The following is a 13,660-nucleotide window of genomic DNA, read 5'->3' on the forward strand; positions in this document are numbered from 1 at the left end:
AGTTTGATGGGGAAACGAAAAAAGGAGACGGGCTTATGGCAGGAAAACGGGTGACGATGAAAGATATTGCAAGAGAAACAGGCGTATCTACAGCTACAGTATCGTATGTTTTAAATTATTCGGAGAAAGAAAAAATCAGCCATGATACCAGAATACGTGTATTCGAGGCGGCGCGTAAATTGAATTATGTTCCTAATATGGCAGCAAGGACTCTGGCGGGAAATAAAAGCTTTCTCGTTGGAATTATTATTAATATGGCGGGAAAAAACAAAAAGAGTAAGGTGTATCAGTATTATGATTTAGCACAAGAGATTCAAAAACTATTATACCCTAAGCGATATGATGTGGTGCTGATTCCAAGCAAGGAAGTTGAAAACGATATTCTCATAGGGGAAAAAAGATTATTGGACACAGTTTTTCTTATGGATATGGAAGAAACAGTATTTTGTGATGTAGCCAGTCACTTTTTTGTACCGGCAATTTTTATTGACGGATATGTAGAGGATTCTTTATTTTTTAAAGTTTTAACTGATTATGAGAAAATAATGGAACAGGCATGTGAGCAATTAGGCAAAGAGTTCTATGTTGTAATGGAAGAGTATTCAAACCAATACGCTTTAGAAATAATTAAAAAGTATGTTCCTGAGAAAGATATTTTTATTAATAACTTTGAAAGCAGTATGAAAGAATTTTTAGATGATCACCAGATGCAGAAAGGTCTGGTAATCGGAGAAATATTAGGAATGCAGGCAGAACATTATGTAGACAATCATAACTTATTGGTGGTAGTTCAGGGAGAAGAGGAGAGTATGCTTCTTCCAGATACAAAAAAAATTATTGTAAGTAATCGCAAAAAGGCAGAGAAGGCAGTCGAGGTAATGGAGAGGCTTTTAAATTTAAGTGATGAAGAGGAAACGGGACATGTAAGTTATATCACTCCCGTAGTTCAATAAGATGATGAGGTTGTGGGAATCGTGATTTTTAACAAAAAATTATGATTCCCTTTTTGATATGAAAGAAAGTAGAAAAGAAAGTGTTAAGTACTTAATAAAATATCGGATTCAAAAAAAATTGTGTAATTAAAGGGAATGGGGAATACAAGAATTACTTAACTTAAAAAAATAAGTAAAAAAGATGAAAAATTGCACAAAAATTGCATTGTAATAAATGCTGAAAATGTATAAGGTGTATAAAATGAAATTGACGCTGAGTTATGAGAATGCTATCATAATTATAGATTAAGCGCTTAAGTAAAATGTGTATGATAAAAAGAAAGGAGAGCAAAGGTGAGAAAGAAGGCAGCAATTCTATCAGCTTTTATATGGGGGAGCGGGCAGTTTTTTATCGGCCGGGAGCGGGCGAGAGGTATTATCTTCTTTTTAACACAAATAGCAGTGACAGCGGTAGAATTCTTTACCGGTTATTGGCCGGAGTGGCTGATGGGGCAGATTGACGAATTTCAGATACGGCTATATGGCGGTTTTTTCACAAAAGGAATCTGGGGATTAATTACACTTGGAAGTAATCCGGGAAAGGACCATTCAATGATACTATTAATCCGGGGATTACTTATCATATTTGTATTAGTTATAATAGGAGGCATTTGGTGCTGGAATATTATAGATGCATGGAAGTCAGCGGAAAAAAGAAAAAACAGTGTGCTGATTTCAGAAAACGGATTTAGGAGAAAGTATGCAAAATTATTTCCATATCTTGTTTTATCTCCAATAACAGTAATTTTTTTAGCAGTTATAGTATTACCAATTATCTGTTGTGTATTGACCGCGTTTACAAATTATAACAGAGATCATTTGCCGCCGGGCAACCTGCTTTCATGGGTAGGATTTGAGAACTTCAGGAAGCTGTTTACAATACCAATATGGTCAGATACCTTTTTGAGGGTAGCAACATGGACTGTTGTGTGGGCTGTAACGGTTACTGTACTGACTTATTTTATTGGGATGTTTCAGGCTATGATATTAAACAGCCAATACGTGCGGGGAAGAAAGATATTCCAGACAATTCTGATTCTTCCATGGGCGATACCGCAGATGATTTCGTTGATGGTATTTCGTAATTTGTTTAATGGACAGTTTGGACCCATTAATCAAATATTGCTGGATATGGGAATCATTTCTGAAAAAATCCCTTTTTTGACAGATCCGCTGAATGCAAGGATTACAGTGATCATCGTAGCTGTCTGGCTTGGAGCTCCTATGTTTATGGTTATGATGCTTGGAACATTTTCAAATATGGATCAGTCATTGTATGAAGCTGCATCATTAGACGGGGCTGGTAGGATTCAGATTTTTCGGTATATCACATTCCCGCTTGTCTTTTTAGCTACGGCGCCGCTGTTGGTCATGAATTTGGCAGGTAATTTTAATGGTTTCGGTTTAATCTATTTTATGACAAAGGGAGGACCTACAAATTCAGAATTACAATTTGCCGGAGATACCGATATATTGATTTCATGGATTTATAAATTGACGTTAGACCAGCGAATGTATAATATGGCGGCGGTAATGAGCATTCTGATTTTTATTTTGATCGGTGCGGTTTCTTTATGGAACTTTAAACGAACAGCGTCATTTAAAGAAATATAGGAGAGAAAAGTATGAAAAAAAAGGGAATGATATTATTCATTCATCTGGAATTAATAGTTGCGTCTATAATAGTTCTCGTTCCGGTATTTTGGATTATAATGTCCTCTTTTCAACAGGAAAGCAGCCTTGTAAGCGCCACATTGATTCCAAAAAGTTTTACATTAGAGAATTATAGACGTCTTTTTGTGGAAACAAATTATATAAACTGGTTTTGGAATACATTAAAAATTGCCGCTGTTAATGCAGTTTTTTCAGTGTTCATAGTGATGATTACAGCATGGATCATGTCCCGGTTTCAATTTCGGGGGAGAAAAACAGGTTTGATCACAATTTTACTATTATCAATGTTTCCGACATTTTTATCTATGACCGCAGTCTACACGTTATTTCTGACTCTTGGAATGGTGGGCAATCCGGTTTCATTAATTATTGTCTATATAGCAGGAGCGATACCGTACAACACCTGGCTGGTAAAGGGATATTTGGACGGGATTCCAAAATCTATTGATGAGGCGGCATATTTGGATGGATGTGGTAGATTCCAGGCATTTTTTAAAGTGCTGTTACCGGTTTCAAAACCAATTATTACATACTGTGCTGTGTCACAGTTTATGCTTCCATGGATGGATTATATTTTGCCTAACATGTTGTTATCATCAAGTGATAAAAACAAAACGCTGGCAGTAGGGCTGTTTTCTATGATTGACGGAAAGGAAAATTCATTCTTTACTACTTTTGCGGCAGGAGCAGTTTTAATAGCGATACCTATTACGCTATTATTTATATTCTTTCAAAAATATTTGGTTCAAGGTGTGGCGGCGGGAGCAGATAAAGGTTGAGAATATTGTTATTCAAACACATTACTATAAATTCATAAGATGATTGATTTGTGCCGCGACTAAAAGGCGGCGGAATGGAGGTTAAGATGAAAAGAAGATTAATTGCCTGCGTTTTAGCAGGAGTTATGGCGGCAGCAACAGCAGCATGCGGCAGAGAGATTCCTGTGGATGAGAGTACAGGGGAAGAAAGTGCGGCAACAGAGCAAAATGATGGGAAATTGGAACCGGAAGATGGAGCAAAACTTATTTTTTGGACAATGGATACAGAGTATGGGGAAGCAGCAGCCCAGAGGTTTGAAGAATTATCGGGAGTAGAGGTGCAGATAGAAGCAATTGGCTTGGATGGTATCGAAAAAATAATGTTAGATGGTCCATCAGGCAACGGGGCAGATTTATTTATGGTAGCTCACGATCAGTTTCAGGTTGGATATACGGCGGGAGTATATAAAGAACTGGATACACAAATTTCAAATAAATTACAGGAAGAGATTAGTGATGTTGCTTTAAAGACAGTTGAAAGAGACGGAAAGCTATATGGAGTGCCTGTTTCAATAGAAACAAATGCATTGTTTTTCAATAAAGATTTAGTAGAAGACCCGGAAAATGAATTTGAACAGATGATGGAAGAGGCATTGGATTATAATAAACCACCGCAAAATAAATTCTGGTTTCTGATGTCGCCAAGCGGAGGATATGCGGTGTATCCATTTTTGACTTCTTTTGGATTTGAATTGTTTGGGGCAACCGGAACAGATGATGAAAATCCGGGCTTTGATACACCAGAGTATCTGGAAGGTTTAAAATTTCTGGCGGAATTGAAAAAGTATATGCCAATTAGTTCAGAAGACTTGAGGGGAGAAGCAGTCGCTTTTGTGGATCAGAATTTTATTGATGGAAATACAGCATATTATCCAAGTGGTCCGTGGACGGTGAAGGCTTTAGAGGATGCTGGTGTGAATTTTGGCGTTTCAAAATTGCCGACGGTTCAAGGGAATGTTATGAAACCTTTCGCCGGCGTTCAAAATCTTCATGTTTCAGCATATAGCGAATATCCAAAAGCAGCTCAGTTGTTTGCTGAATTTTTAGTTTCAGAAGAAGGCGCGTCTCTATTGTATGAAAAGGCTGGAAAGATTACTTCCCGTGCAGATGTTTCGGAAGTAGAAGGTTTATCTGATGATGAAAATATGAAGGTATTTGTGGAGCAATTTCAAGATGCTGTGCCTATGCCGGCCGCAAAGAGGATATCCTACTACTGGACGATAAGTGAGAATGTATTTGGAGCAGTATTTGATGGTAAAATTACACCGGAAGAAGGTGCAAAGAAAGCACAGGAAGACTTTGAAGCTTTGGTAGAAAGTGAATAGGGGAGAGTGTAATGCAAAAACCGCATGAATATATTTGTGAACAATTTAAAAAGTATGATGCAATTTTATTGGGAGAAGAGCACAGAATCAGGGAAAACCTGCTCTTTGTACAAGAGCTGCTGCCATATCTGCTGAAAGCAGGAGTAACAAATGTGGGTATGGAGTTTGGAAGCAGTGAGGTACAAAAAGGACTGGATCAGTTAGTGACAGGGGAGGTGTATGACGAGCAAAGGGCAAGGGATTTCATGTTTCATTATAATGTTACATGGGCAATGAAAGAATATATGGATATATATAAAGCAGCTTTTGAACTGAACAAATCTGTCGGTAAAAATAATAAAAAGATGCGGATATTGAATTTGAGTTATCAGTATGACTGGAGTGAATACCGCGGACTGCGTTATCCTGAGGATTCACAGAAGATTTTTAAGAAGGGAACGATTGAACAGTTCCGGGTGGGGGGTAGTTGAGAAAGAAGTGTTTGCGAAAGGTGAAAAAATTCTTATTCTAACAGGGACGATCCATGCGTTTACGAAGTATCAGTACACCGTATACGATGGTCTGGAGGAACATTTTTATCGTTATATTCAAAAGGATTTTGGACATTTATTGTATAAACGGTATGGAAATAAAGTAGCAACCGTATTGCTTCATCAGAAGTTTCCGAAAAGAATGATGCCAAATTCTGAGAGCCCTTGTAATGGAAAACTTGAGCAATGGTTTTTAGAACAAGGCGGAGTACCTATGGGGATTGATTTAAATGAAAATTCCGTGGGAGAACTGAGTGAGAAAAGTGATTATAGAATCGGATATGAAGATTTGAAACTCCGCAATCTTGCAGATGGATATATTTTCCTGAAACCATTAAAAGAACTTCATGGAGCAACATTGGACAGAGAATTTTTAAAAGGCAGAAATTATGAAGATGTTAAACGGAATTTCCCAGATCCTGACTGGCATCCTATACCAAATACAGAGGAAGAATACTGGGAATATCTGGAGGATTTTGTTAGCCTGAAGGATTATAGAAAGGGGATATAGGCAATGGGAAGAATAGAAACATTCCAGATTTGGATGCCATATTGCAGAGAAGAAAGAACGGTCCATGTTTATCTTCCGGCATGCTACGAGCAAAAACAAAATGAAAGATTTCCGGTCATATATATGCATGACGGACAAAACATATTTGAAGATAAGGGGGCATTTGGAGGCTGTTCATGGGGAATAAAGGAAACCTTGGAATGTATGGAAGAACAAGGGAAAATCGAAGGGATCATTGTTGTCGGAATAGAAAATAACGGAGACAGAAGATTTGAAGATTATTCTCCTTGGAAAAATACTATGGAAAAAACAACATTTCCGGCTGGGAGTCATGGCGGTGATGGTGAGGAATATGCAGCATTTGCAGCAGGAGAATTAAGGGAGAGAATAAATGAAACTTATCGAACTTTGACAGACGCAGAGCATACATATGTGTGCGGCAGCTCAATGGGCGGTTTTATCAGCGCTTATATGATGGTCAGGTATCCTGAAATCTATGGAGGCGCAGGGATCTTTTCTCTGGCATCATGGTTTGCAGAAGAAATCTTTTTATCAGAGATTAAAAGAAGAGGGGTCAATAAAAAACAAAGATACTTTGTACAGGTTGGAACAGAAGAAACCTCCGATACGGAAAATACATGTATGCCGCAGATATATTTAAATAATTCAATACATTATGTAAAAGCATTATGGGAACAAAACCTTTCTGCCGATCATATTTATTTTGGAGTCGGCGTTGGAGATACACACAGCGAGAGGTGCTGGAGAAAATATATGGAAGCCATGTTTTTATTTTTAGTTGAAACGAAGGCGGCTGAAAGGAATATAGGATGAATACAGCAGCAATAATACATGAATCCAAAAGTGCACAGGCATATGCTGTAGATGGAAGAACGTTACATATCAGAGTCAAAACAGCAAAAGGGGAAGTAACAAAATCTACACTTCTGGCAGTAGATCCGTTTAATTGGATACCAAGGGGTGATGGTTCACCGATATATGATTTTGACATACAGTCTATACGTCATATTCCAATGAAAGTAGAACAAAGTACACGGGAATATGACAGCTGGTTTTGCGAGGTTGGAGAGATTGACTGGGGAAGAACTAAATATTGTTTTATACTGGAAAATAAAGAAGAAAAAATATTGTGGGGATGTCATGGGGCAGTCTCCATCCAAAAGGAGATGAAGAAGGAAGAAATTTATAATTTGTCGAATTATTTCAATTATCCATATATTAATGAGGAAGATATTTATCATGCGCCACAGTGGGTTAAGGATATCGTATGGTATCAGATTTTCCCGGAAAGATTTTGCAATGGAACGCCGGATGATGAAAGAGATGTACTTCCGTGGGGGAGTGACGTGGTGGATGGTGCTGAGAAAAAATTCGGCGGTAATCTGGAAGGCGTTATCTCGAAACTGGACTATCTAAAAGAAATGGGAATAGGAGGAATTTATTTAAATCCAATTTTTTCTTCGCCCAGTTCTCATAAATATGACATACAGGATTATTATAAGATAGACTTAGACTTTGGGAATAATGAAATATTTTCCAGATTGGTGAAAGAGGCGCATAAAAGAAATATCAGGATTATGCTGGATGCAGTTTTTAATCATTGCGGATATTTTCATCCTTTTTGGCAGGATGTATTAACGAATGGTAAAAATTCTAAATATTATGAATGCTTTTATATTGTGAATCCAGATAAACCATTAGTATACAGAGAAGAAAATGGAGAAATACCAAATGATTGTCCGAGGGATGTTTTGAATTACAGAACTTTTGCCTATACGCAGAATATGCCAAAGTGGAATACAGGCCATCCATTGGTAAGAGAATATCTGTTGGATGTAGCATGTTACTGGATACGAGAATATGGAATTGATGGTTGGAGATTGGATGTATCCAATGAAGTTTCGCATGACTTTTGGAGAGAGTTTAGAAAGAGAGTAAAAGAAATCAATCCAGATACATATATTTTAGGCGAAAACTGGGACAATTCGTATCCATGGTTAAGGGGCGACCAATTTGACGCTGTTATGAATTATGAATTTGCTGTTCCTGTGTGGAACTTTTTTGGGAAGAATCGAGGTGGAGAGGATTATACAGCAGAGGATTTTCAAAATGCAATTGGTAATTTGCTTATCGAGTATCCGCAAAATGTTACAAATAATCTATTGACACTTATCGAAAGTCATGATACTTCTAGAATGTTAGAACTTGTAGGCGGTAATAAGCAGGTACTGCGTTTGGCATATTTGTTTTTAATGACTTTTCCGGGAAGCCCTTGCATTTATTATGGCAGTGAAGTCGGACTTAGCGGGGGTGAACATAGTAATCGTCAGTGTATGATATGGGAAGAGAATGAACAAGACCGGGAGCTGCTTTCGGATATTACCAAAATGATTACTTTAAGAAAAGAACATGAGGCGTTGCGGGCAGCAGATTTCAGATGGAAATACTGTTCAAAAGAAATGAATACCATTGTATATGAAAAGAAAGCAGGCAGAGAAAGGATTTATGTTATACTAAACAATAGTGAGCGTATCGTACAGATTCCTGTTCTAAAAGAATTGGACGGTAAAAAGACGGAAATACTAATGTCAGATGGTGTAAAAGAGAAAAAGGACATCTGGGAAATAAAAGCGTATGGATTTTCCATGATGCTGTTGCGGGAATAAACTCTTAAAAAACATGAGCCAGATTATGATGACAAAGAAAGGAAAAAATAAACGATGTCAAATGAAAAGAAACAATTAGATTATTTTTCCATAGATGGAGTGATTGGCGGCAATCAGGAGTGGTTTCGTAATCTGGTAATGTACATGGGTGGTTGTGCGGCGGCAACGGCATGTGACTGTTGTATTTACTTTGCACTGAGGAGAGGATTGCAAAACCTTTATCCCTTTGATATTGAAAATCTGAATAAAGAAGATTACATTCAATTTGGAATGAAGATGAAGCCATACATCAAACCAAGAGTAGGCGGCGTGAAGAAACTTTCTATGTTTATCGAGGGATTTGGCGCTTATCTGGAGGATACCGCAGAAGAAGCCGGAGAAAATATTTCAGAGTACCGGATGGAAGGATTTTCCGGAAAGCATACCGCAGAAGAGGCTGCAGAGGCAATTAAAGAGCAAATCGATGCAGGATTTCCGGTTCCTTATCTCATGCTCAGACATAAGAATCCAAAATACAAGGATTTTGTGTGGCACTGGTTTTTGTGCTATGGATATGAAAAGAAAGATGAGGATTTTCTGATCACAGTGGCTACCTATGGAGAATCAACGACATTTTCTTTAAAAGATCTGTGGAACACCGGATATGAGGAGCGGGGAGGACTAATTTTGTACCGGAACCGGGAGTAATGTTCACACCCTGTGGGTGCTCCAGTAACAGAGTAAACTCAGAGCTAGAATTAGATTGATTTAATTGTGGAAAGCGTGATATCCTATTTATATAACTAACTGAATAGAATTATAAAAAGGAGGCTGTGAGTATGAAATGTATGAAAAAGTGTATAGCGACAGTTGTTGTGGCAGCAATGCTGGTGATCTTGACAATACCGGTATGCGCAAAGGATCCCGAAGAGTATATGGATGTGGAGAAAGATAAATGGTATTTTAATTATGTGAAGTATGTTTCAAAACAGGATATTATGACTGGCATGAATGAAACGACATTTGCGCCGACAGGAACGCTGGCAAGAGCCCAATTTGCGACAATTTTATATCGAATGGCAGGAAGTCCGAACGTGGATTACAAGAAGGTGTTCCCGGATGTGGCAGATGAAGAATTTTATTCTGTCCCGGTAACATGGGCACAGCAAACAGATATTATAAAAGGATATGATGAAGGAAACTTTGGTCCCGCAGATTCTCTCACAAGGGAGCAGATGGTAACTATGATGTATCGTTTTGCGAAAGCGAGTGGAAAGGATGTTTCAGCGCAGAAGGATTATATGTGCTTTCCAGATGGCGGACAAGTGGCGGGATTTGCTCAGGATGCGATGAAGTGGGCTGTGGCGGAAGAGATTATTCAGGGAAATGGAGAAGGATTGTTAGTACCGGGAGACACTATAATTCGTGCGGAGTGTGCGGCGGTCATCGCAAGATATGAGGATGCGAAATCAATATATATGCCGTTATTTGGGATGCATTATACGAATTCTACAAATGGAGGATTTCCACATACGGCAGTTCTCCGATTAGAAGAAATTGATGATACTTCTTTTAAATTCTCAATTTGGGAAGATATTGGTGAGAGCGGAGAAGTGACAGAGAAAGAGGTTATTAGTGAACGAACGGCTGTATTTGAAGATGACAGGCCGGGAATCGCAGTCAGTAGAGAAGGGGATCAGGAACTGCTTCTGGATTGCAGGAATTTTACCGCCATTACGATTAGCGGATTGGAAGAGGATCTGCCAATGGGCAATACATTTTGTATATTGGGGATTGGTTGGGTGTTTGACGATTAGGAAATAAAACTTCGATGATTATATTTGAATTATGTATTTGAAGAGAGTGTGACTGTATTGATGTCATGATGTTAGAAATAAAGGTTAATCTGTGTATCAGATAGTCGATTTGTTAGATGCCATGTTGGTTATATCGTGAATATGGTTTATATAGAAAAAATTTACGGGGAAACTATATTTTTGATTACAGGTGATAGAGTATATATTAGTCGACAGAAACGAAAAGAGTTTATGAAAAATATAGTGAGTATTTGGGAACTAAGAATATAGTGAACCAACTTTAATATTACTTTTAGTATATATGAAAATTGATAGATATTCTGCAAAATTCATTGTATTATTATAGGCACAAATATATAAAATGTCAATTTTAAAGGAGTATGTACTTTGAACCGCCATTTCATTGTGAGTATGGAACACATATTGAAGTAGGGGCAGATTTTTATGCAAATGCTTACTGTACTATACTGGATGTGGGCAGAGTCATAATCGGAGATGATGTTTTATTTGGCCCCTGTGTTTCTTTATATACGGCGGGACACCCAATTCACCCGTAAAGCAGGAAATCGGGGTATGAATACGGGATACCGGTTACGATTGGGGATCGTGTATGGATTGGAGGCAATTGTGTCATTATGCCGGGCGTTTCTATTGGTTCAGATACAGTAATCGGTGCAGGAGGTGTTGTCACAAAAGATGTTCCTGCCGGAGTCATCGCTGTCGGAAATCCATGTAGGGTAATACGAGAAATTACAGAGGAAGACAGAAAATATTATTATAAAGACAAGGTATTTGATGATGAAATATGGGAAATTGTCAAAAATACAAAGTAATCAAAATGAGGAGTTTCTTTCTTGCCACAATGACAATTTTCCCACCATGATTTCTGAGTACCGCACAAAACTAATCAGTAAAGAAATCTTACGAAAAAACCTAGATGAATTATATGAAGCGATGGATCAAAGCCAAAACTCTCAACAGTGTTGAGAGAATTTCAAAAATAAAATCTGAAATAGTAGCCATGGAATGTAATCATTCTGTGGCTGCTGCTATTTTACAGAAAGGAGTCGCCACACATGGCAATCTTAAGACTAAAACCCCGCCATGCCAGCGATGAGCAAAATATTGCCGCTGTGCTGACAGAGCGTATTGATTACGGCAAAAACCCGGAGAAAACAGACGACGCCTACTGGTCACTGGCTACCAGTGTTCCCCGGAAACAGTCTGGCAGGAATTTGCCGTTTCTAAACAGATCTACACCGCCACCACCGGGTGCAGGTGTACCCCTGATTAGAACTATCCATTTCCCTACAGTCCCAGCAAAAGGTTATATGAAGTTATCATTATTCCATTTAGTTTTGTTTCTATCTACAAGAAGTTCAATGAAACTCTCAGCTAATTTAACATCTGCTTGATTGCACAGATATAATTTTTCTAAAATATTAAGTGGAACATTACTAGGGTGCATACTTCCCATAAGTAAATAATCAGGTGTAACTTTTAATACATCGCATAAATTGATAAAAATATCCATACTTGGTTTTTGTTTTCCGGTTTCAATAGAAGACATATGATTTGTAGAAATATCTAGTAATTCAGCTAATTCTATCTGCTTTATTTTTAATTCTTTACGGCGAAGTTTAATTCGATATCCCATATCTATATAATGTTGATTCAACATAATCATCTCCTTTTTTATTATGATAATAGGCATTTGACAAATTCCTAAAACCATTGATTTTACTGGATTTTCTTACTTGATTTATATAAATTCATTGGAGATTCACCCTCTTTCTTTCAACTACTTTCAGAACATTTTGAGTTAGAAAATTTTATCCTACCTGTCTAAATGTTCCTTTCTCTTGATATGAAGTATTGTGGAATTACCAGAGAAAAGACCGTACAGGCCGCATCAAGTGGGTCTGTCCCAAAATGCATTGCCATAAAAGCTGAATCTGCGATTGCGATAATCCCTACAATACTGCCAAAAACGGAAAGGCATCTTATACCTATGAGAATATGAATTTATACATGCTTCCTGATATCCAGTGTGATTCCAAAGAATGGAATGATACTTTTATAATAACAATTTTGAAATGAGATACAAAGAATGTATGAAAGAAGAATTCTTTTATAGTTTGATTCTTTATTGAAATAAAAAATTATTTTTCTGTGTGAGATTGAGTCTAAGCATGAAATATATAGAAAAAAACCAAAAAAATAATAAATATATCAATTCATGATGGAAGTATTGATTTAACGAAAAATATGTTTATTATGAAATTAGAAAAATATAACATCTATCAAGGAGGGAGTTAAAATGAAAGAAAATAAACTCTTAAATAATGTAGCTAAAGGTGTAGGTAAGGTGTTAAATAATGTATTGAAAATAGAAGCAAATACAACATCTTGTGTAGTAGTATATCAACCTAAAGCACCAAAAAAACTTGAAGAACTTAGGAAAGAAAAATGATTTTTAGATGTTCTGAAATAATAACGAACTGGTTAATAGATAATGGCGTTATAGATAAAAAGGACTATGATTTATATTTTTATGGTTCGTATACTTTATTAATATCTGTGTCACCACTATTTTTAACATTGATAATTGGAGTATTTATGGGATTGGCAATTAATGGTTTGTTAGTTATCATTCCATTCATATTGGTTAGAAAATATAGTGGGGGATATCATGCTAGCAGCCCTAAAATATGTTTGTTTTCTTCAATTTTATTATTGGTTATGTGTATATGGTTATCAGATAATATAGGATGTAAAGATTTAGCTATATTTTTTCTTTTTTCAAATCTTATTTTAATGATTATTAGTCCTGTTGATTCACAAAATTATAGGTTAGATGAGGAACAAAAAAAACGATACAGAAGAACCGTTTTCCATTTGCTTATAATATTAAACATAGTGATTGTTGGTTTGCATATATTTCAAATGTATACAGCAGTAATTTGTATTTCATTGGGAATTGTTTTATCTGCATTCCTACAAATACCATATCTCGGAGCAAAACTTATAGAGTGTTTGAAGGTAGAGTTGTTGTGAAATAGATACTTCTCCAAATAATGCGGGATCGGCTAATGCCAATTTCTACCCATTTTAAAGAGAAATAGAGATACCCTGGATTGGTTTGTCCACAATGGGAAAAGAATATTAATCAAACGGGTGATTTTTGAGAAATATCTTTTAAGCGCAGAAACTATTTAATCAAGACGGTAAGACAAATGCATGAGTAAATCTTGAGTTTCCGCAAACTGCAACTGAAAAGTGAATATGCCTGCCCAAAGCACCAATCTGCCAAATTTTTGAGAAATA

14 protein-coding genes and 1 pseudogene are annotated in these 13,660 nt (G+C 36.9%); 14 read left to right on the forward strand and 1 reads right to left on the reverse strand.

Going from position 1 to position 13,660, the window contains the following annotated elements:
* Positions 1-35 precede the first annotated feature (35 nt).
* The 12 genes and pseudogenes from NFS18_RS11755 to NFS18_RS19740 all read left to right on the forward strand — a co-directional run.
* Positions 36-953: a LacI family DNA-binding transcriptional regulator gene (locus NFS18_RS11755; protein WP_251390322.1), complete on the forward strand. Its 918-nt coding sequence runs from the start codon at positions 36-38 to the stop codon at positions 951-953.
* A gap of 333 nt (positions 954-1,286) precedes the next feature.
* Positions 1,287-2,606 (forward strand): carbohydrate ABC transporter permease, encoded by a 1,320-nt coding sequence (locus NFS18_RS11760; protein ID WP_251390324.1) that lies wholly within the window; start codon positions 1,287-1,289, stop codon positions 2,604-2,606.
* Between the two features lie 11 nt (positions 2,607-2,617).
* Positions 2,618-3,445 carry a sugar ABC transporter permease gene (locus NFS18_RS11765; RefSeq protein WP_251390326.1) on the forward strand — a complete coding sequence of 276 codons (828 nt, stop codon included), beginning with the start codon at positions 2,618-2,620 and terminating at the stop codon, positions 3,443-3,445.
* Positions 3,446-3,531: 86 nt separating this feature from the next.
* Positions 3,532-4,809, forward strand: a complete 1,278-nt coding sequence (locus NFS18_RS11770; protein WP_251390327.1) for a sugar ABC transporter substrate-binding protein — start codon at positions 3,532-3,534, stop codon at positions 4,807-4,809.
* Positions 4,810-4,820: 11 nt separating this feature from the next.
* Positions 4,821-5,279, forward strand: coding sequence for a ChaN family lipoprotein (locus NFS18_RS11775; protein WP_251390329.1), 459 nt, complete (start codon positions 4,821-4,823; stop codon positions 5,277-5,279).
* Positions 5,251-5,850 carry a hypothetical protein gene (locus NFS18_RS11780; protein WP_251390331.1) on the forward strand — a complete coding sequence of 200 codons (600 nt, stop codon included), beginning with the start codon at positions 5,251-5,253 and terminating at the stop codon, positions 5,848-5,850. Before NFS18_RS11775 ends, NFS18_RS11780 begins: the two co-directional genes overlap by 29 nt.
* Before the next feature lie 3 nt (positions 5,851-5,853).
* Positions 5,854-6,684: an alpha/beta hydrolase gene (locus tag NFS18_RS11785; RefSeq protein WP_251390333.1), complete on the forward strand. Its 831-nt coding sequence runs from the start codon at positions 5,854-5,856 to the stop codon at positions 6,682-6,684.
* Positions 6,681-8,537: a glycoside hydrolase family 13 protein gene (locus NFS18_RS11790; RefSeq protein WP_251390335.1), complete on the forward strand. Its 1,857-nt coding sequence runs from the start codon at positions 6,681-6,683 to the stop codon at positions 8,535-8,537. Before NFS18_RS11785 ends, NFS18_RS11790 begins: the two co-directional genes overlap by 4 nt.
* A 54-nt stretch (positions 8,538-8,591) precedes the next feature.
* Positions 8,592-9,224, forward strand: a complete 633-nt coding sequence (locus tag NFS18_RS11795; protein ID WP_251390336.1) for a hypothetical protein — start codon at positions 8,592-8,594, stop codon at positions 9,222-9,224.
* Positions 9,225-9,355: 131 nt separating this feature from the next.
* Positions 9,356-10,333, forward strand: coding sequence for an S-layer homology domain-containing protein (locus NFS18_RS11800; protein ID WP_251390338.1), 978 nt, complete (start codon positions 9,356-9,358; stop codon positions 10,331-10,333).
* A gap of 87 nt (positions 10,334-10,420) precedes the next feature.
* Complete coding sequence (locus NFS18_RS19945; protein WP_408631557.1) at positions 10,421-10,603, forward strand: LytTR family transcriptional regulator DNA-binding domain-containing protein; 183 nt, start codon at positions 10,421-10,423, stop codon at positions 10,601-10,603.
* A gap of 113 nt (positions 10,604-10,716) precedes the next feature.
* A pseudogene (locus NFS18_RS19740) lies at positions 10,717-11,166 on the forward strand (sugar O-acetyltransferase); the annotation flags it as partial.
* A gap of 494 nt (positions 11,167-11,660) precedes the next feature.
* Here the strand turns inward: NFS18_RS19740 and NFS18_RS11810 are convergent.
* Positions 11,661-12,014 (reverse strand): helix-turn-helix domain-containing protein, encoded by a 354-nt coding sequence (locus tag NFS18_RS11810; protein ID WP_251390340.1) that lies wholly within the window; start codon positions 12,012-12,014, stop codon positions 11,661-11,663.
* Positions 12,015-12,653: 639 nt separating this feature from the next.
* Between NFS18_RS11810 and NFS18_RS11815 the strand changes: the two genes are divergently transcribed.
* Both NFS18_RS11815 and NFS18_RS11820 read left to right on the forward strand, forming a co-directional pair.
* Complete coding sequence (locus NFS18_RS11815) at positions 12,654-12,806, forward strand: cyclic lactone autoinducer peptide (protein WP_251390342.1); 153 nt, start codon at positions 12,654-12,656, stop codon at positions 12,804-12,806.
* Entirely contained in the window at positions 12,803-13,390 is a 588-nt protein-coding gene (locus NFS18_RS11820; RefSeq protein WP_251390344.1) for an accessory gene regulator ArgB-like protein, read from the forward strand. The genes NFS18_RS11815 and NFS18_RS11820 overlap by 4 nt, the downstream gene beginning before the upstream one ends.
* The last annotated feature ends 270 nt before the right edge of the window (positions 13,391-13,660 follow it).

The sequence above is a fragment of the Mediterraneibacter agrestimuris genome (assembly GCF_943193195.1).
Taxonomy (GTDB): domain Bacteria; phylum Bacillota; class Clostridia; order Lachnospirales; family Lachnospiraceae; genus Schaedlerella; species Schaedlerella agrestimuris.